Genomic DNA, 19,917 nt, shown 5'->3' on the forward strand with positions numbered 1-19,917 from the left:
CGGAGATAGAATGGTTTTTTCTTCTTTAGCATTTCTTTTTTTATTTCTCCCAAGTCTTAACTTAACCTATTTAATTTGTTTAAAACGAATAAAGTGGCAAAATTTTATTTTAATGGTGTTCAGCCTCTCTTTTTATTATTGGGGTGAAAAAGATCATATTTTCATTATGTTGGGGTGTATTTTTGTCAATTATCTCTGCGGTATTTTTATAGAGGAAAGCAAAAACCCACGACAACGTACAATGTATCTCATCACCTCCATTACTGCCTCTTTAGCCCTTTTAATCTATTTCAAATATTTTAATTTTTTCCTCAACACGATGAGTGATGCATTTAATTTGAACCTCTCGGGCTTTAAACGCATTGCCTTACCTTTAGGGATCAGCTTTTATACCTTCCATGCCTTGAGTTATGTCATTGATGTGTATTGGAAGAAAGTAAACGCTGAACGTAATTTCGTCACCTTCGTCTGTTATGTTTCATTTTTTCCCCAATTGGTAGCAGGCCCTATTGTTCGCTATATCGATATCAAGCACTCATTCTATTATCGTTATATAACCCGGGCTGGTGTGCGAAACGGTATTTTGCGATTTTGTTTTGGCCTGGCCAAAAAAGTATTAATTGCCAATGAAGTAGCCAAACTGGCTGACTATGTTTTTTATCTTCCTCCAGGTGATTTGACTTTTGCCACAGCCTGGCTTGGTGCCATAGCCTATGCACTGCAAATCTATTTTGATTTCTCGGGTTACTCTGATATGGCCATCGGACTTGGTTTAATGTTCGGCTTTAAATACAAAGAAAATTTCAATTTCCCTTACGGTTCATTATCAATACAGGAATTCTGGAGAAAATGGCACATTTCTTTGTCCAGCTGGTTTAGAGACTACATCTACATCCCTTTAGGGGGAAGTTACAAATCCGATATACGAACTAAACTCAATTTAATCATCATCTTCACTCTATGCGGTTTATGGCACGGTGCCAATTATACCTTTGTACTGTGGGGTTTATATCACGGTGTATTCCTGATTCTGGAGCGCACTGGATTTGGCAAGTTTATGGCCAGGCTGCCCCATGTCATTCGCCATGTTTATGTTCTCTTTGTTGTGACGATTGGATGGGTATTTTTTAGAGAGGAGCATCTCGATTCAGCATTGAGTTTTATCAAAACCATGCTCATTCCCGGTGATTTAAATGTATCCGGGCTATCCAACTGTGTGAACATACTGACCGTATGTGCAATGAGTATGGGTACTATCCTGGCACTGGGTGCTAATCGCTCCATAAAGGATTACCTGATAACTCATCGAGATAGAACACAGATTATCGCCTACAAACAGTTGAGCAGTATCCTCGGTTTATCGGTATTACTGATCTCAATCCTGTTCTTAAGTACCAATTCATATAACCCATTTCTTTATTTCAGGTTTTGATCATGAACGTGTTGAGCAGATATTCCGACCGATTTTTAATTATTGCTTTTATTCTCATTATATCCATACCCGGTATTGGGCTATTTTTTGAAAAACAGGCTGATGAAATCAGGGTGTTGTTTAATCGTGATCCCTACCCCCTCCCCCCTTTTAATATAACTAAACTGGGACGAACTGATTTTAAAGGAATTGAAAACTGGTTTATCGACCGCGCTTTACTCATTACGACCCTAAGCAAGATTACAAGTAATATTGTGTATAAACTGGGTACCAGTATCAAGCCTGGCCAGGCTTTATTGGGTAAAGACGATTGGCTGTTTTTAGGCAATGATTTTTCTGCAACCATCGATCAATACACCGGAAAAAATCAGCCAACTGAAGAAGAAATTTATACCCAATTGTCCATTTTAAAGCACATGAGCAAAATAGCCAGTCAATACTCAGTGCCTTTTCTGGTCGCACTTGCTCCCGACAAGCACGAGATTTACCCAGAATATTTACCTGATAACATCCAAAAAGGAAGGAACAAAAATCGACTTGAGCTTTTAGAAGAAGGGATGAAGGCCAATGGAATCGATTTTGTCAGTTTAAAACAAAAGGAATTAGCAGCAAAAAATACCCTTGGCAAACAATACGGTGATTTATACCTAAAAGGAGACAGTCATTGGAATTATCTGGGCGCTTATGTTGCCTATCAAGCCATATCAGAACAAATGCAGCAAATGGGAATTAAGATTAATCCCATTAGTTTTAAATTTATTCCTCAACAAACGACCTCCTCCGATCTGACCAATTTTCTCCAACTGACTCATATTAAATCCAATAATCCCCTTCCTGATACCTCTTCGCTTAAAATCGATTTAACAGGAAAAGAATTTAACGGGTCTGAAGTCAAAATAGAGCCGCTGGCAGGCAGCCCCAATATCCTGAATGCTCCTTATCAGATAATTAATAAAGCACTCGACACGAAACAGACCTGCCTGTTAATCGGAGACAGTTTTTCTGAAGCACTGGGATTTTATTTTCATAACGATTTTTATAATACAATAAGAATTCATCCAGGAAACAAAATATGGAGTTTAGCAACTCTTATCGAAATGTATCATCCAGATGTTATTGTCTATGAAAAAGTACAGCGCGATTTAATCTTCCCAATGCCGAATTTTCAATTATATTCCGAGCCAGTTCAACTCAGTGTACCTGAAAATACAGCAGACGCTCAGGGTGAACTGGAACAATTCAATATATCATCAGACCGAATTACTACCTATGGTTGGGCGTATTTACCCAATCAGGATGCAGGTCTTAATGAAGTATATTTAAAATTCACCGATGGGAAACAGAGCTATTTTTTTAGTATGACCAAACTCCAGAGACAGAGTGTTAATCTTGCATTTAAACATGATGGCATGCATCTCAATATGGCGGGCTTTTCTGGAACAATTCTACGTAAAGACTTACCCAATGGTACCTATCAAGTATCCCTGGTCGTTGTAAACGATGCCCTTATTGGTGAAAAGAAATACTCACAAAACTATACGTTAAGCTAGGGGCTGTTGACATTTCATTATGTTCAAGCCTACTTTCCGCGACTTGTTCGCGGAATCGATAGATCATGCGCAAAACAAGAATATATTGCGCCTATAAAGAGTGAATTGGATCCCGCGAACAAGTCGCGGGACGTAGAAACTTGAATTGTCTACAGACTAGCTAAGTAGATGTTCAGGTTTATAAATCACTACAACTGATTTAAATTTGAACTGATTCGTGCTAATCTACCCACTAATTTTAAAGCTTAAGCGATGCAATGAAATCAACTCAATCCATAAATCACAATAATGAATTACCACAATCATTCTCTCAATTACCTATAAGGCAGGAATTACTCAAAAGTATAGCGACCCTGAATTATGAAATCATGACCCCTATTCAGAGCCACACTCTGCCTATGATGCTCAACAATATAGACGTCATTGCACAGGCAAAGACTGGAAGTGGAAAAACGGCCGCCTTTGGTTTGGCGCTACTCAATAATTTAAAAGTAGAATTTTTTGGCGCGCAAGCCCTCATTCTTTGCCCTACCCGTGAACTTGCAGAACAAGTCAGCCAGGCTTTAAGAAAAATTGCCTGTATGATGCCCAATGTAAAGATTATTAATCTATCAGGTGGTATCCCCATGAAACCTCAACTGGATTCTTTACGCCATGGGGCTCATATTATTGTTGGCACACCCGGGCGAATTCTAAAACATTTAAATAAAGAATCACTGAATCTATCAAAAATAAAAACGCTGGTTTTAGACGAAGCAGACAGAATGCTTGATATGGGATTTCTGGATGACATTAAAACCATCATTTCATCCTGCCCAGGCTCTCGACAAACTCTGCTGTTCTCAGCAACATACCCTGAAGAAATCAAATTAATATCAAAAAAATTCATGCGAAATCCTCATGAAGTACTGATTGAAACACCTCACGCTGAATTTGATATCGAGCAACGATTTTATGAAGTAAGTAAACCGGCGAATAAATTCCCCTTACTAAAATCCCTGCTATTGCATTACAAACCCGGATCGGCCTTGATTTTCTGCAACACCAAACAACAAACTGCAGATGTAACCGAGCAACTGATTGAAGAAGGCTTTAGCGCTGTAGCCTTAAATGGTGATATGGAGCAAGTCGATCGCGATCTGGCGGTTCTGCGCTTTGCGAACCAAAGCTGCTCCATTTTGGTTGCAACAGATGTCGCTGCCCGCGGGCTTGATATAAAAGAACTTCCAGCTGTAATTAATTATGATCTTGCTTTTGAACACGATGTCCACATCCATCGTATTGGGAGAACTGGAAGAGCAGGAAATAAGGGATTGGCTTTAAGTATTACCACCCCAGCAGATGCACCACGTATTTGTGCTATTGAAGATCAACTGCACCGTCCATTAACCTGGGGAAATACCAATGAATTGTCCAACAGCAATGATCGCATCATTTCACCAGAGATGATCACTTTATGCATCGCATCTGGAAAAAAAGATAAAATTCGAGCGGGGGATATTTTAGGTGCACTCACAAAAGATGCTGGACTGGATGGTAGTAAAATAGGAAAAATTGATATTTCATTATTCAACTCCTACGTTGCTATTCACCACAGTCAGGCAGAAAAGGCACTTACCGCTTTGAAAAATGGTACTCTGATCAAAGGGCGAAAAATTGCAGCTAGAGCCATTAAATAAAACAGAACAGATTCTGAATGTTATTCGGGCCATTCCTTATCCCCAAATAATGGCCCAAAGACAGCAGGTTGATTCAGACTAAGACTCCAGAAAAGATTGCCCATATCATAATGCCACCACTCATATTGATAAGAGGTGAATCCCGCATGCTCCATTGCGCTCCTCAGGAGCTTTCGATTATCCCTGATTCGTTTATCTTCAGGGGTTAACGTTCTGAGTGCGTCAAAGTAATCCCTGTGGGCCCGATCAGAACACTCATCGAATGGGGTTCCCATGTCGAGAGGGAGGTCGGTTTGTCTATCAAATAAAGTCAGATCTATTGCTCCTCCGCTTAAATGGGGCGCACAATAATCATCATTTGGTGCAGAGGGAAGGGCGACAAATTTAAGAGTTTCAGTAAAATTGTCTTCATCGCTCAGATGCGGCATTTTTTTCTTGATTTCTCCACGCATCCATTCAAAGAGAGAGGCTTGAGTAGCCCTTGTCCTATAAACATCCCACACCAGAATGCCATATCCAGCAGGCAAATGGTCAAGAACTTTAAAGATGCTGCGCAGTACTATAGATCGGCCATATATTCGAGGTTGAGGACTAAACCCCAAATTAAAATAGACCGGCTCGACCTTCAGGCGAGGATGAAGCTGATTGTGAAATTCAACCGCTTCAAAATCATGTGCATCAAATTTTGTCGTATTCATATCGTTATTTTAGCTTAATTAATAGAATAAATAGACTCTGTTGACAAATCAGGTTTCGACTTCCCGAGGCCAGGTTGCGGGAAGTCGAACTGAAAAGAATGAAATATCAACAGGCCTCAGAGTTAGCATATCTGATTTTTTCCATATCACCATAAATAAAATCATTAAAAAATACATTCAAGCAGCAAGATATAGGGTCAAAAACCCCCAATCGTGTTACATGGCATTAACCAGTAATCTCCCAAAGGCGTGTTTTGATAATGAAAAAGATGATGAGAAAAATAATGCTGAGCTTTGTGTATTTGTTTTGTATGCAACAAAGTCTGCAAATAAGTCTGAGCAAACAACTCTACCTGAGCATCACTGCCTCCTACCTGCATGTATTGGTCCATGACTGGAGTCAAAAGGGAGTAAGCTCTACCGTAATCTTCTTCAGCAAACGCATAAATACCCTGACTTAGTGGCAAAATGACCTTGGCCCACAATGAATCAGTGGTTGAATCCGCGTAGTGCTTCATTTTATTCAACGATTCGATTGCTTTCTTTTTTTGCCCTGTTCTGACAAGACAATAAATAAAATGAGCATTATTAAACCCAATATAATGTTCTGAAGGATGGGTACCCAAGTGCTCTGCAATCTTGCCTAATTGCTGAATTTGAGGCATCCCCGCCATGTCCATACGCCATAATAAAGATATTGCGTCTATTTGTTCAAGAACGGTATCAGGCATAGCACCGGAAATACCGGGGTACAGTTGGAGCACCTCGTTCTCATTGCGATTAGCCAGATAAAATAAAGCCAAATGCCAGGTATTATGCCCCTTGAGTAAAGGATGAATCGTCTGCCAACTACTTTGCAAGCCATGTAAGCGTTGAATTCCTCCATCCAAATCATGAGTTAATAATGCAACATGCGCCAAAGTATGGTGCGCCCAAGGAGTAACTAATTCCATATGGATTGCGGCTTCAGCCATTTCCCTGGCTTGCGCATAATGACCACACAGCTCCAAGGCAAATGAATGAATCGCAAGGAAATGAGATTCATCCTGATTCTCTGCAGCACACTTGGTGCAAACACGCAAAAAATGTTCGGCTTGATATGCCTGACCAGTACAATAGAAAAGCCACTCCAACAATTTCATGGCCAAGGTATCACGAGGATAAAGTTGTATTAACTGCTCTAACAGATTGATCGCTTCATGGTATTTTAAATTGGACCAATTAAGTAGTGCATTGTATAATAAACGCTCTCGGCTATTCGCGCCGGATAAATACTGTTCAGCTGCCAGAAGATGCATTTTCGCAACTCCATTTGCCCCATCCTCTTGAGCATATAAATAATAAACTGCAGCATAGAGTTGAATCAGGACAGTATCAGGATATAGTTCTGCAGCATTAATGATTAATCCTGCATTAGGGCCTGATCCTACTATTTGTTGATGAAAGGAGTTAATACATTCCATCACTTCATTTGAATGGGTCGTGACGGCTAACCCTCTGTGCGAATACATAACTGACCAGAATAATGGTTCACCACTGAATTAATGATAGCACAGATAGTCAGAGGATGAGGGATAAGAGAAGGAAGTAACCTTGAACGCTGATAACAAACAAAACAGGTTAATTTAATTCCACAACCATAACTTTTATGGGATGTTTACTCATATTTTCATCATTATGCAATTCACCTGGAACGTCTTTAGTCAGGAAATAGGCACTATCTTTTTTCAGCTTTAAATAATGCACTGCGCCATTATTATTCGTAATTTTTAATACACCATCAGTCAATGCAACCAAAACGCGATCATGATCGTGTCTGTGCATGGGAAGCACTTTAGCAGACGAAGGATATATAGTGGTTTGCCATACCTTAACTTGACTATTGGTGAATTGATCTATACGTTTTGTTGCTTGTTCTTCAGCATACAAAGAGCTCAATGGGCTTATCAATAACCCGATTAAAACAGTCCTAAAATATCTGTTCATGATACTCATTCCATAAATAACAATACGGTCATTATAGTACCAGATAAATTTGGATTGTATCTTTATTGGCACTGAATAAAATAAAAAAGAAACATGAAGTTATTCAATAATACCTCGTTAAAAGTACTATAATTAAAGTAAGGAAGATGATTAGGAGATTTATCATGACTACCCTGTTTTTGGCAACGGTGATTGGGTGGTATCTTGTCATTGTTAGCCTTTATTCTTTATTTCAATACGAACAGCTAAAATCAGTTGCAGCTGAAATTATGGGACAACGCGGATTGTTTTTTGTTTTAGCAATTATGACATTAATTTTAGGATTGCTTCTGGTGACAAGCCACAACATATGGGTCATGAGTTGGCCTGTAGTGATTACTATTTTTAGCTGGCTGGTCTTAATCAGTGGATTAATTCGTATGTTCTGCCCTGATACGGCCAATAAAATGAGGCAATCTTTCCTGAATAATCCAGTAAAAATGAAAATTGCCGCAGTTGTATCCCTATTGGTAGGCCTGTTCTTATTGTTCCATGTTTATTACCCTTTAATTTAATAACATCCACCTGAAGCCGTGATCCTTAAAATCACGGCTTGATTCTATTTACAATCTGACGCCTCTGTACATGAGAAAAAACTGTCTTGCCCGCACAGGCGGGCAACCATTCATCAAGATAAATCGATGTCAAAGAGCCAGTAAGGACTATTTTCTCCACGTTTAAACTCTCTTTCAACCCTCTGATACACTCCATATCACCTATTTTTGGCGTTCGAGATGATATGATTTTTATTCTATAGCAACGAGTTATCTCAACATACTGCGGTGCCAAATGCCAAATAGTTGCCCGCCTGTGCGGGCAAGACAGCTTTTGGGTCATGTACAGAGATCTGACGCATCAAAATGCATGAATTAAATCAGAGATAATGTATTATAACGTGGCAAATCAAGAGGGCTTTCAGATTATCGGGATCGGTGATATTAAATAACCCAATAATGCATGCCCCCACACATAACTCATATGGAGTCAGGAAGTCAGGATGTTCTTAACGAGTACTGCAGGTCATGGCTATAAGTTCTTTAGTCTACACTCTCTAATCGACTGGTTGCTCAAACTCGTTTTTCTCATGATTTTGCTTTTGGTCATCGTTCCATTTTCCCCAAAAATGCCGGCACCTGGACTTGATGCATCCTGGTCCATGGGACTTAACCAGGCTGTAGCCCAGGGACTCTCATTTGGCAAAGAGGTTATTTTTACCTTAGGCCCCTATTCTTCGATATACACCAAATTTTATCACCCAGTCACGGATTCGATGATGGTAGGCGGTAGTATCTATCTGGCTTTATCCTTCTGGCTTTGTATTATTTTATTGATGCAGGACACTAAATGGCGCTGGAGTATTTCTTTTGCAGTCCTTATTTTTGGGATGATTTATGCCAGGGACTCCTTATTGTTCTCCTATCCATTAATGATCAGTCTGATATGCTTCAAAAATCTAAACCCTCAAACTCGCATCCCTTATTCAAATAAAATCACCTGCATTATATTGAGCTTATTGTTTGCTCCACTTGGCTTATTAGCCTTAATTAAGGGTTCCCTGCTCATAATAAGCGGTGTTGTTTCTTTCCTGTGTGCCGTGTTTTTTGCCCTGCACAAACAAAAAATCATGTCTGCTGTATGTCTTCTTTCTCCACTGAGTGCGAGCATTTTGTTTTGGAGTATATCAGGTCAATCGATTATCGATTTCCCCTATTACGTCATCAACTCAATTGTTCTGGCCTCAGGATTTACGGAGGCTATGGCATTAGATGGAGATAATAAAGAAATAACGCTTTATTTGATCTCTTCGGCTTTTGTTCTCTTCACCATTATTAAACAAAAACAACCATCTGTTGTTACCCGAGTCTTTTACTTCACTATTTTTATAATTTTTCTATTTCTTTCTTTCAAGGCTGGTTTCACCCGACATTTTGGCCACTCATTTATTACCGGTACCTCTATTTTGATTGCAGCACTGCTTCTGCCTTTTTTGTTTCGTTCAAAATGGGTCATAGTCACTCTTATTTTTTCATTATATACAACCAGTTATATTGACGGTCAGCACACTAAAATTTCCTTACTGAATAATTTTATCTCTACTTATTCAGCCTCATGGTATGGTTTGAAAAGCCGGGTTCAAGATCCCCAATGGGTAAAGGAAAATTATCGTGTCAGCATGATCTATCTGCATAATCAATGCCCCCTTCCACAGCTAGAAGGAACTGCAGACATCTATTCTTATGATCAAAGCTTATTATTGGCCTCGGATGCACTCTGGTCTCCTCGTCCAATCTTTCAAAGTTATTCCGTTTTTACTCCAGTTATGGCTGAAAAAAATAAAAATCACCTGTTAAGTGACCGCCGGCCAGATAATATTCTGTTTAAAATACAGGCTATAGATGAACGAATACCCTCTCTTGATGATGGTGCCAGTTGGCCCGAGCTACTGAATAATTACCACCCCGTTCAATTAGTTAATGATTTTTTAATTCTTAAAAAAAATGAACATCATAAAATCGCCAAACCACTGCACTTGATAAACAAGGAGCAACATGTTTTGGGAGAAAAGGTCCAAGTACCTCAATCAAAGCTCCCCGTATTTGCTGAAATCATTGTAAAACCAACCATTTGGGGATCGATTGCAGCAATTTTATTTAAACCCCACCCTCTCCAAGTCACTGTTGAATTGAACAATGGCAGTAAAAGACAGTTCCGTTTGATTGCCAATATGGCAAAATCAGGATTCTTAGTCTCCCCATTAATTGAAGAAACTGCTGAGTTTGGATTAATGTTCACTCAGAATCATTTTTTGGATAATAAAAAAGTTAAATCAATCTCTCTAACTTCAGGTTCCCATGATTCAAATCATTGGAATAAGGAATATGCAATTCTTTTTAAAAATATTCATACTCTCTAACGATGTGCACACTACTTCCTTTTTTAACTGGTCTTTAAACAAAAAAAATAACCGATTGTGTAAAATTAGAAAAAAAAGGTTTATTTAAGCCAAAAATGTAGTAAAATAGAACTCATCTTCAATTTATTAAGATAAGAATGTATCTTTATGGCTAAGGGTTCAAACAAACAATCCAGATTATCTGATAAAATGCAGAGATTAAAAGAGAACATACTTGCTCTGCTTTTAGAAAGAAAAACCCTTATGGAACAGGTGTACGAAGGCAGCAGATTTGCCTCCTTAGTCACTACAGGTATTAGCAATGTATTTAATGTAATTGCATCATTTTTAAGCTCCTTTAAAACAATACCAATTATTGGCAGTGTATTCCAAACCATTGCAGCAATACCACAAGCTATATCCTTCATTGCTGATCCAAAAATCACATTTACCCAAAAAGCAATCACTGGCTTGGTTCTTTTGGTAGTTGGTGGCATTGCCCTTGCTGCATTTATGCTTGGAAGTATAGCTACCCTGATTTTAGGAACTGTTTTTTCCTCGATCTTCACTTTGTTGGAGGGTTATAATTTCACTACCAGAGTGATTGATAAATTTAAAAAATCAAACCGCTATAATGAAAGCAAGGAATTTGTGACTCTGATTCAAGAACGCAGATATCCTGAAACGGATAAATACAATGAACAATTAGAAGTTCGTGCGGTAGAACTGGAACATCTAGTTGCTGGTAATCAATTAAAAAAAGAAACCAAAAGAAAATTAAAGGATGAACTAGGATTCATAAAAGGTATTCTCAACAAGAAAGAAATAATCATCGGCCAAAATCCGGAAAATACAGCATCTCAACTCTCTGAGCTCTACAAAATTCATAAAGAGCAATTGAGAGAATTGGCAGAAAAGCTGTCTTTAATTACTGAAGTAACCAAACTGGAAGGACATGATGAAATTCTTGACGAAATTCAAAAAATTCAAAAAGATATATTAACTACAGAAGAAGAAATTTCCCTTATTACCAAACCTATCCAAGAGCTTAATTTTGAAAATAACCTGGCTTCCGATAAGCTTAGTATATCGTTTAGTACCTTTATGTTAAACGCTGCCGCAACTCTGGTTTCATTTATGGGTTTACTTCTGGGAATAGGTGTTATAGCAGCGCCTCATGTATTTGTTCCTATTATGGTAGGTGTAGGTATAAGCCTTGCCGTTGCCGGCTTGATACGATGGATAGCTGAAAAGGTAACGCAATACGATGAACGAACCTATATGAGAAAAAAAGAAGAGCACCAAAAAGAAACCATTCTGGATGAATCTCTGTACATGCATGAGCAGAATCTTAAAAACGATAATTCTGCTTCAAAAGGAAATTCAAGTCACTCCAAACACATGCAAGATCTTTTAAATCTTCAACAAACCTTCACAGAGGAACCAAAACCTGCAATCATCAATGCTCCCCTCCCTAAGGAACACGCGACGTTCTTTGGCCCTGGACTGAATGTCACCGCGGAGCAACTTGAAAACAGTGATCAGGCAGATAAAGATCCCATCGCTTATGAAAATATGACTCCGCAGTAAAGCCATGAATGACAAAGCTCATTTGTTTATTTATGATACAAAAATACAATAATTACGAGAGCGCATCTATGAGCCTGAAGCGATATCATGAAGCACAAAAAGGACAACCAGGCTATGATAAAGCCAAATCGGAACTACAGAAAGGTAGAAAAACCAGCCATTGGATTTGGTATATAATTCCGCAACTCCAATCACTGGGATATAGTGAATTTGCCAAACGCTATGGTATAGCAGATTTTAAAGAAGCCTGTGACTATTTAAGAGATCCCCTTCTTTTTAAACGTTATAATGAGACTGTCAGCCTTATCGAACGTCAACTACAAAAAATCCCCGTTGAAACACTGATGGGAGGCACTACTGACGCGAGAAAACTGGCCTCCAGCTTAACGTTGTTTCAAGCAGCAGCATCGTTTCTGAGTTCTGCAAACCACCTAACCCAACATGATTATGCTGGACTTGAACAAAGATGTGCCCGAATATTTCAGTTCATTACAAGCCAGGGCTATCCGCCATGCAAAGCGACTCTCGCTGAGTTAAATAGACCCGGGCAAAATATTAAATACAACAACACCCATGCTTCTGTCGTATTAACCCGACAGGAACAGTTTGCCCATGCCAAATCCAAACCTGTTTCCTTGGCCCATGAATTGGCGGAATATCAAAAGCTAAGGAAAAATGAATGGGAATTTCATTATAATTTTTTAGGAATTGTCTCTGTACTGTATTTTATCCAGGATATGCTGTTGGGTACCGATCATTTCAATACAAAAAATCGGGAAATAAAAATCAGTGCGGCATCAAAGCTGGAACAAATTCTTGACCCCGATCAACCCAAACCAGAGCCTTTAAACAAAGCAGAAATAAAGGCACTGAAAGAAGGAAGATTAGGGAATTTAGTGAGCAGGCATGGAAGTTTAAATCACATAATCGCTAATGCCCCAATAAAATCAATGGATGACCCTTCATCACAAAGCAGCTTACACCTTTAAAGCTGGTACCATATATTGTGGTAAAGGAGTCTCGATACCCGCGCGGTCAAATTGCTGTTTTATGCGTTCCTGCAAAATATTCCGTGCAGCCGATAGTTCGCTAGTACTAACCCATACCATAAATTTGAGTTCTACAGCAGAATTGGCAAAATTATTAATGCTTACCATAGGTTCAGGATCTTTTAATACCTGTTCGCAGTGTTGTGCTATATCCAAGAGCATGGATTTAACCTGGCTAATATCACAGTCATAAGCAACTGCAACAATAATATCAAGACGTCGAGTTGAGAAATAACTCAGATTGGTAATCTCCGATTTTATCATGGCCTCATTGGGTATTCTGACTAATTTATTGTCGGATGTTTTAAGCTTCGTAGAAAGTAAATCTATTGAATCCACAACGCCTGTTATGCCTTTGACCTCTACAGTATCGCCCACCTTAAATGGATGTTCAAATAGCAAAAATATGCCGCTGATTAAATTCGAAGCTGCGGTTTGTGAAGCAAAACTGATTGCTACGGTAAATACTCCTGCCGCCCCCAGTAACACACTCAGCTTAAATCCAATATGCTGCAAGCTGGTCACTGCAAATATAGTGAACACAGCATAAAAAACAACTCTTCTGATGAGCATGGTCTGATGGCGAGAAAACCGTTTAATAAATGTTCGTTCAGCCAATATGCCTAATCGTTTTGCAAAAAAATAACCAATTACAAATAAACACAACGCATAGATAATATTTACCATCTTGTCTGTGTGAACGAAATAGCTTAAATAACCTTTAGGTATCAATTGCTCCATGAAACGTCGACCTCATCCTGTTTGTTGCTTATAATTATGACAGGATTTTATTTAAAAACCACATCGTTACAGTATAATGTCTTAATTTTAAAGACATTACGAACCAAGAGCACTATGAACAAAATGACCCCTTTAAAACGGTGTGGCTGGGTAGGACTAAATAAGCCACATTATGAACACTATCATGACTCCGAATGGGGTGTTCCAATACATGATGATCTAAAGCATTTTGAAATGCTATTGCTTGAGGGAGCACAGGCCGGCTTGAACTGGGAGACTATCTTAAAAAGGCGAGAAGGTTATCGAGAAGCATTTAAACAATTCAACCCAGACCACGTTGCACAAATGTCCGATGAAGAGCTGGAACAACAGATGATGAACCCTCAAATTATTCGTAACAGACTTAAAATCTACTCAACGAGAAAAAATGCACGTGTTTTTTTGGCAATTCAACAAGAATTCGGTTCCTTTGATGCCTATATTTGGCGCTTCGTTGGTGGTACACCTAAAATCAATCGCCCAAAAACCCTACAGGATATCCCTGCCAACACACCTGAGTCAGATGCCTTGTCCAAAGACCTTAAAAAAAGAGGGATGACTTTTGTTGGATCAACAATAATGTATGCTTACATGCAGGCAGTTGGTCTGGTAAATGATCACACTATTGATTGTTTTTGTGCCATTAAAAACCAAGGTTAATTCTTCTGGCTCTATTAGCCATAACTCTCAAATTCCTACTATTTTAACCCCCTCAGCCTAAACCCTAACTGCCATTAAGTTAAGGTATATTTGTAGGTTGGGCCTTGGCCCAAAACGGGCTCTGAATCAAGCCAGGCCTCAATGTTGGGCCAAGGCCCAACCTTTTAAAGTGAATTTTTCTTAACTTAATGGCAGTGTCCCTAGCCCTCCCTCACGCTACGCGCGGTGTGTTGGAGCGAAAGAAGCTCCACTTCACCGAACACTTGTGCACACAAATGTGGATCCAATACGCCCATTATTACCTATAGGGACAGAAACACTCAGCCCTTAAAGAGCAATCCATACATCAAAATAAGTAATTTTACTGACATGACTGATAAGTCCTTTTAGAGAATAATCGCCGCTCTTTTTAATGGCTTATTTATGGAACATTAGGATGTATTCTAAACAAATTCTACGATTGCACATGCTGTCATACATTAATGACAAAACAGTATTTCGCACCATTTTGGGATGGAGTACCACCATCATCTGCACGCTTATCATGCAAATCATGGTTCACAATACGGCATTAAATGCCAATCTGTCTCATTTTGCAGTCGTTTTTTGTGCTGCTTTGGGGATGTGGATTTTTCGCCTTGTTCCCGAAAGTATCCCAGCTGTTTGTATTATTTTAAGCACATTATTTTTTAATTTTAACCCACAATATATTATTCTTTCTGGCTTTATTTCCGATAGTTTCTTTCTTACTTTAAGTCTATTCGGTATTAGCTGTGTGTTAATCAAATCTCAATTATTTTATCGATTTTCCCTATTTTTACTGTATCGCCTGCCACCCAGTCAATCCTTGTTGCAAAAAACACTTTTTACTATGGGAGCATTAATGACCCCGGTTATCAGCGTCCAAAGTGCTCGAGTTACTCTTATGGCTCCCTTACTGGATGACCTCGTAACCAGCAGCAAAATAAACCCACGCAGTGCTTCAGCAAATGCATTAGCTTGTGCCAGTTTTAATGGATGTATTTTATTATCAACTGTATTTCTTACAGGAAAATCAAGCAACTCAATACTCTATGCCATGCTTTCCCAACAGCAGATGGGACAGTTTAGCTGGTTTGACTGGTTATTGGCTGCCTCCTTTCCCGGAGTATTACTGACTGGGTTATATTTTATTGTCCAATCCCGTTTGTTTCGAATAAATCACTCTATAAGCATCAACAAATTCAGACTGAAGAAGGAGTTACTCTCTTTAGGCACATTAACTGTCGAAGAATGGGCAGCAATTACAGGAATAGCAACGTTGCTTATCGGACTCTTCTTAAATGCCTGGCATCCCATTCCCGGGTTCTTTATTTGTAGTGTTGTGTTTTTTGTTCTGTTCCTTACCGGAGCCATAGAACTGCATGAATTTAAAACCAAAATTAACTGGTCATTTCTATTCTACCTCGGAGCCATCATTGGGATCATGCGTTACATACAAAATACCGGTATTGATTTATGGCTCAGCAACCGATTAATCTTGATCTCAAACATTGCTGATAGCAACATTATGTTCATCATCACCGGTATTTATCTGATAAGCTGGTTGTGCGGATTAATACTGGGTACTATGACCGCCCCTGCATTGCTGTTTGCAGTAATCATGCCAGTGACTCAAAAAGCAGGGATTAATAGTTGGCTTGTTGCCTTTATTATCCTGATGGCTACTGAAGCATGGATATTTCCCTATCAATCCAATTACTATCTGTGCTTTGAAGAGTTACTCAACAAGAAAAAAAATTTCCAGCTTAAACCTCTTTTACGCTTTAATTCCTGTTTAGCGCTGCTGAAACTGGGTATTTTGCTGTTGTCTATACCGTTTTGGTATTGTTTAAAGATCATCTAATTCAAACACTACCCATTAGGTAATAGACAAACAGGCATAGTGACAATTTATCTGTTCACCCGGAGCTTTGATTGCTCTGCGTTCTCTAATGATTCCAACTCCTCCCAACATCGAGCAAATTCACGGTTATCATGAAAACCATAACTGGCCAGTTTGGCATAAACCAATTGAACATTATCGCTACCAAGACGATAGCATACTGGTAATGCTTTATCGGACAACCCACTCGTGAGATACCGATGATATTCTTGAGGGAGCTGAAAAAATGGAGGCAATGTTTTCGCATTAACATCAGTACCAACGATACGATGCTCAATTTTAATCCCCTTCGTTGCGAAAATACTGGTTACCAGTTCGTCAGGCAAATGATTTTTAGGGTAAAAAGTCATTCCCGGAGGGACATAACTCATTCCATATCCCGGTGGTATGGCTCTGAAAAATACAAAAACTGTTGCTTTAGGATTATTCTCAGCCAGACTTAGCGATATTCTATGAAAATTCAAATCAGCAACACCGATCGGACTGAAATTACAGGCCAACTTGCCATGAAACAAAATTAAATCACCATATTTAGGATGGGACATGCGTTCCACATCAAAAGCAAAAAAATTCGTTATTGAATTGTCTTCTGACTTCCAAACATCCACATAAAACTGACGATCTGCATCCGTCTGCTGAGGCAATAACATGGCTCTGAAATAATCAGCCTGATTTCTGGCCTGTTCACCACCTAAAAATTTAAAAATATCCGGTTTTTTTATCAACTCATCCAGTTCTTCCTGAGCTAACAAATGAGCCGGTTTAATCATTGAACGATAATTTTGCCCATCCAAAATAATCGGAGTTTCAATCACGACCCTATCCAATGAAAAATCAGGTTGCTCAATCCTTGTTTGCCCTACTCGTTTACGTTGCGCCCTAGCATCCAAACGCTTGTTATGGGCTACGAACAAGTCTTCCATTTCAGAGGTGACTATCGGATCACTAGGCACTTCAGGAAATCGTTCCTGATCATAAGGGCCATCAGGAACATGTCTGGTCCAATATTTTAAAAAGAACTCCAAAATTCTCAAATCATCTGGCTTGGCCCATTTAACAGCCAGTTCAAAAGGAGTAAGGCCAACTTTATTTTCTGGCAAGGTTTTCAGATAAAACAAGATAATGCGCACCATAGCAAAATCATTCATTCGCACAGCATCAGCCAAGCGACTGTTCACCTCATCGAGCGTAACACCTCGATAAAGAAGCGTTTCCATGATTTCAGGAGTTTTAGCATTATCAATCGGTCTGAAGTATAAGGAACCCTTCCTATATTCATGAGAGTAGTTACTCAACGAAGCACCTTGGCTAATTAAATACTCTGTTATGGCTGAATGACCATTCGCAATGGCTAACAATAAAGGACTAAACCCGAATGGATCTTTACTCTCCAGAAGCCCCGGCTCCTTCTTCAACTCCCCCTGCACCACATCCAAATGACCGTCAATGCAGCTCTGATGCATTAAAGAGCGAGGATGTCTCAGCGCTTGCTCTACTTCAGCAAGATACTGTTGACGCAAATCTAAAAAGTGAGCCATAGGATCGTCTAACACTACTCTGGGAATACAAATAATCATGGAATAACTTTTTTGTCTTACCTGTTCTATCCACGGTAATTGCAAAATTCCATCCCGCTCCGCAACCTTTAAAATAAACTCATATTTTTTCTGTTGATTAAAATCCATCCGTCCCGTCATCACTCCTTCATGTTGCCGAGCCTCAAAACAGAGTTTTTCAATGCTCAACACACCAAGATAAGCAGCCAGCTCATGTGCTGGCATTCCCTTGGGATCTTTGACATTAGCCCTGTGTGGATCTTCCTCTAATAACTGACGTACTCGTTCTTCATCAACGTCAAGAATGGCTTGATGAATGTCCGGAATGCCGTCAGGAACAACCCGATCATAACGCTCATCGAATTGCTGAACAGCACCGCCAAAGGCCAAGGTATTCAAAGATCCAAAATAAGGTCTGTCTGTGGTTGTATCACACTCAATCTCATTTATTTTTTGGAGATTTTCCGGGCTTGGATCGAGCATTAATTCAAAAAGAGACTGTTCAACAGAACTAAATGGAGCCAGACTATCAATAGTTTCTATGAAGCGCCTTGCTTCCGTCCGCTCTTCAATATCAAATAAATCTTTGGTAATTCCCAATCGTGGATTGGCATCAACACTTCTGTCAAAAAAAATAAAATGAGGGCCTTTGCCTTTAAAATGGGAATACACCTTTCTCGCTACAAACGGTCGGGGATAAACAATAGAGGATAAATATCCTTCAGGATGATAAGCAAAAACCAATTCCTTTAAGGGTGATCGAAAATGGACATTATTAAAGCGCATGATCCAGGAGGGCGTTCTTCTCAGATCCACCTCATCATTATTTGGAGGTGCTATATTGTTTAAATAATTAGTTGAATTTCTTAAGCGGCTGTATTCCCAAAGAGCACGCGTTTCGACGGAGCTACTACTGGATCCTGCACTTTTAAGCGTACTCAAAAAACCACGCACTAAACCACCAGAAACAGACATTCTAATTGACTCCATTACGAGGGCAATATAGAATCCCCCTAAAAATGGACAAAATATTATCACCAATCCAAATTTTAATCAATTATCAACTCAACAACCCTTAACTATGATGGATCTCAATTCATTCTTAAAAAACCACCCTACCCTGCTCTTTGCTGAAGACATGAAAACGATTTGCCAACCCCTTTTTAAATTAGGCATTGATTATTTCAGTCACGTTATGATCAATTCGCAGAATGAAATGACAGCCAATGCAAGTAATCCCGAGTATTTTCGTTTTTATTTTGAGCAAGGCTTCCATCAATCGGATCTGCATACAGCACACTTTGACATACCGCAGCGTTATGTACTCTGGCATTTGGTCAAACGAGAAGGAAAAGCAGAGGAACTCTACCAATCAGGGATAGAATTTGGCCTTTTCTACATTTTTACTGTCATTGAACGGGCAGGGAATGAACAAAACTATTATCATTTTGCAGCTAAATCACATAAAGATTATATGAATGAATTTTATTTCAGACATATTGATTTATTGGAACAATTCATTGCCTACTACAAACATTCCGTGCTACTTAACGACAGACTGAATCGAGCTTATAAATTACCTTACAAAATTAATAACACTACAGGATCACACATCATCAAAGTAGATTTTTCGAGTTCACTCACATCAGTGACTATTAGGGACTACCTGAACAGTATTCAGGTAAAATCAAATTTGGCTCAACCCGTTTTAGAATTATCACGACGTGAACTGCAATGTGCTTTATATTTGCTCGAAGGAAAAACATCCATGGAAATTGCACATTTACTGAATCTCTCCCCCAGAACAGTAGAAGTCTATTTTAATCGACTGAAAAATCGCTTTGGCAGCAAAAATAAAATCCAATTAGTTCGACATCTAATAGAAACAGGATTACTCAATCAAACTTCTGTTTCGTTTGATGTATAAACGAGAATTAGGTTTATCTTCACTCAATTTATAAGACACGATTTGTGGCCTACCCTATTGAACAGCATTGCAACTGAAATTAAGAACGAAGCACCTGGTTTTGTGAACAAAATTTATTTATCTCATAAAAAATGCATCATTACGAACGTTAGCG

15 protein-coding genes are annotated in these 19,917 nt (G+C 39.0%); 10 read left to right on the plus strand and 5 right to left on the minus strand.

From position 1 onward, the window contains the following. Nucleotides 1–10 precede the first annotated feature (10 nt). The 3 genes from G543_RS0105095 to dbpA all read left to right on the plus strand — a co-directional run bounded on the left by G543_RS0105095 (nucleotide 11) and on the right by dbpA (nucleotide 4,661). Entirely contained in the window at nucleotides 11–1,432 is a 1,422-nt protein-coding gene (locus tag G543_RS0105095; protein WP_028383575.1) for an MBOAT family O-acyltransferase, read from the plus strand. 2 nt (nucleotides 1,433–1,434) lie between these two features. Continuing rightward, the gene (locus G543_RS0105100) at nucleotides 1,435–2,982 is read left to right on the plus strand and encodes an alginate O-acetyltransferase AlgX-related protein (RefSeq protein ID WP_028383576.1); all 1,548 of its coding nucleotides are present in this window, start codon (nucleotides 1,435–1,437) and stop codon (nucleotides 2,980–2,982) included. A 257-nt stretch (nucleotides 2,983–3,239) separates the two neighbouring features. Continuing rightward, complete coding sequence (gene dbpA, locus G543_RS0105105; protein ID WP_035921448.1) at nucleotides 3,240–4,661, plus strand: ATP-dependent RNA helicase DbpA; 1,422 nt, start codon at nucleotides 3,240–3,242, stop codon at nucleotides 4,659–4,661. A gap of 20 nt (nucleotides 4,662–4,681) precedes the next feature. On the opposite strand, the gene G543_RS17130 is transcribed toward dbpA, so the two are convergent. From G543_RS17130 to G543_RS0105120, 3 genes are all read right to left on the minus strand, one after another. Next, a complete protein-coding gene (locus G543_RS17130; RefSeq protein ID WP_051190587.1) occupies nucleotides 4,682–5,359 on the minus strand; it encodes a M15 family metallopeptidase in 678 nt (225 codons plus the stop codon). Nucleotides 5,360–5,556: 197 nt separating this feature from the next. Beyond that, nucleotides 5,557–6,870, minus strand: coding sequence for a tetratricopeptide repeat protein (locus G543_RS0105115; protein ID WP_028383578.1), 1,314 nt, complete (start codon nucleotides 6,868–6,870; stop codon nucleotides 5,557–5,559). 109 nt (nucleotides 6,871–6,979) lie between these two features. After that, nucleotides 6,980–7,345 carry a cupin domain-containing protein gene (locus G543_RS0105120; RefSeq protein WP_028383579.1) on the minus strand — a complete coding sequence of 122 codons (366 nt, stop codon included), beginning with the start codon at nucleotides 7,343–7,345 and terminating at the stop codon, nucleotides 6,980–6,982. A 164-nt stretch (nucleotides 7,346–7,509) separates the two neighbouring features. Between G543_RS0105120 and G543_RS0105125 the strand changes: the two genes are divergently transcribed. From G543_RS0105125 to G543_RS18335, 4 genes are all read left to right on the plus strand, one after another. Then, the gene (locus tag G543_RS0105125; RefSeq protein WP_028383580.1) at nucleotides 7,510–7,899 is read left to right on the plus strand and encodes a hypothetical protein; all 390 of its coding nucleotides are present in this window, start codon (nucleotides 7,510–7,512) and stop codon (nucleotides 7,897–7,899) included. A 482-nt stretch (nucleotides 7,900–8,381) separates the two neighbouring features. Further along, complete coding sequence (locus tag G543_RS17135; protein WP_051190588.1) at nucleotides 8,382–10,298, plus strand: hypothetical protein; 1,917 nt, start codon at nucleotides 8,382–8,384, stop codon at nucleotides 10,296–10,298. Nucleotides 10,299–10,445: 147 nt separating this feature from the next. Further along, a complete protein-coding gene (locus G543_RS0105135) occupies nucleotides 10,446–11,867 on the plus strand; it encodes a T4SS effector SidA family protein (protein WP_028383581.1) in 1,422 nt (473 codons plus the stop codon). A gap of 68 nt (nucleotides 11,868–11,935) precedes the next feature. Then, the gene (locus G543_RS18335) at nucleotides 11,936–12,856 is read left to right on the plus strand and encodes a DUF1810 family protein (protein WP_081675613.1); all 921 of its coding nucleotides are present in this window, start codon (nucleotides 11,936–11,938) and stop codon (nucleotides 12,854–12,856) included. Here the strand turns inward: G543_RS18335 and G543_RS0105145 are convergent. Then, nucleotides 12,845–13,657, minus strand: coding sequence for a mechanosensitive ion channel family protein (locus G543_RS0105145; protein ID WP_028383582.1), 813 nt, complete (start codon nucleotides 13,655–13,657; stop codon nucleotides 12,845–12,847). The two genes, G543_RS18335 and G543_RS0105145, sit on opposite strands and share 12 nt — an antisense overlap. 123 nt (nucleotides 13,658–13,780) lie before the next feature. Between G543_RS0105145 and G543_RS0105150 the strand changes: the two genes are divergently transcribed. Then, a complete protein-coding gene (locus G543_RS0105150; protein ID WP_420795228.1) occupies nucleotides 13,781–14,356 on the plus strand; it encodes a DNA-3-methyladenine glycosylase I in 576 nt (191 codons plus the stop codon). Between the two features lie 436 nt (nucleotides 14,357–14,792). Then, a complete protein-coding gene (locus G543_RS0105155; protein ID WP_028383584.1) occupies nucleotides 14,793–16,241 on the plus strand; it encodes an SLC13 family permease in 1,449 nt (482 codons plus the stop codon). Between the two features lie 47 nt (nucleotides 16,242–16,288). Here the strand turns inward: G543_RS0105155 and G543_RS0105160 are convergent, their stop codons facing one another. Continuing rightward, a complete protein-coding gene (locus G543_RS0105160) occupies nucleotides 16,289–18,811 on the minus strand; it encodes an ankyrin repeat domain-containing protein (protein ID WP_028383585.1) in 2,523 nt (840 codons plus the stop codon). Between the two features lie 106 nt (nucleotides 18,812–18,917). On the opposite strand from G543_RS0105160, the gene G543_RS0105165 reads away from it, so the two are divergent. Further along, entirely contained in the window at nucleotides 18,918–19,763 is an 846-nt protein-coding gene (locus G543_RS0105165) for a helix-turn-helix transcriptional regulator (RefSeq protein WP_028383586.1), read from the plus strand. Nucleotides 19,764–19,917: the final 154 nt, after the last annotated feature.

The organism is Legionella moravica DSM 19234, from assembly GCF_000423305.1.
Lineage (GTDB): Bacteria > Pseudomonadota > Gammaproteobacteria > Legionellales > Legionellaceae > Legionella > Legionella moravica.

Coding starts and splice junctions, on each gene's coding strand:
- G543_RS0105150 (WP_420795228.1), top strand. CDS start 13,781: ATGACCCCTTTAAAACGGTGTGGCTGGGTAGGACTAAATAAGCCACAT.
- G543_RS0105165 (WP_028383586.1), top strand. CDS start 18,918: ATGATGGATCTCAATTCATTCTTAAAAAACCACCCTACCCTGCTCTTT.
- G543_RS0105095 (WP_028383575.1), top strand. CDS start 11: ATGGTTTTTTCTTCTTTAGCATTTCTTTTTTTATTTCTCCCAAGTCTT.
- G543_RS0105100 (WP_028383576.1), top strand. CDS start 1,435: ATGAACGTGTTGAGCAGATATTCCGACCGATTTTTAATTATTGCTTTT.
- G543_RS0105115 (WP_028383578.1), bottom strand. CDS start 6,870: ATGTATTCGCACAGAGGGTTAGCCGTCACGACCCATTCAAATGAAGTG.
- G543_RS0105145 (WP_028383582.1), bottom strand. CDS start 13,657: ATGGAGCAATTGATACCTAAAGGTTATTTAAGCTATTTCGTTCACACA.
- G543_RS17130 (WP_051190587.1), bottom strand. CDS start 5,359: ATGAATACGACAAAATTTGATGCACATGATTTTGAAGCGGTTGAATTT.
- G543_RS0105160 (WP_028383585.1), bottom strand. CDS start 18,811: ATGTCTGTTTCTGGTGGTTTAGTGCGTGGTTTTTTGAGTACGCTTAAA.
- G543_RS0105135 (WP_028383581.1), top strand. CDS start 10,446: ATGGCTAAGGGTTCAAACAAACAATCCAGATTATCTGATAAAATGCAG.
- G543_RS17135 (WP_051190588.1), top strand. CDS start 8,382: ATGTTCTTAACGAGTACTGCAGGTCATGGCTATAAGTTCTTTAGTCTA.
- G543_RS0105125 (WP_028383580.1), top strand. CDS start 7,510: ATGACTACCCTGTTTTTGGCAACGGTGATTGGGTGGTATCTTGTCATT.
- G543_RS0105120 (WP_028383579.1), bottom strand. CDS start 7,345: ATGAACAGATATTTTAGGACTGTTTTAATCGGGTTATTGATAAGCCCA.
- G543_RS0105155 (WP_028383584.1), top strand. CDS start 14,793: ATGTATTCTAAACAAATTCTACGATTGCACATGCTGTCATACATTAAT.
- G543_RS18335 (WP_081675613.1), top strand. CDS start 11,936: ATGAGCCTGAAGCGATATCATGAAGCACAAAAAGGACAACCAGGCTAT.
- dbpA (WP_035921448.1), top strand. CDS start 3,240: ATGAAATCAACTCAATCCATAAATCACAATAATGAATTACCACAATCA.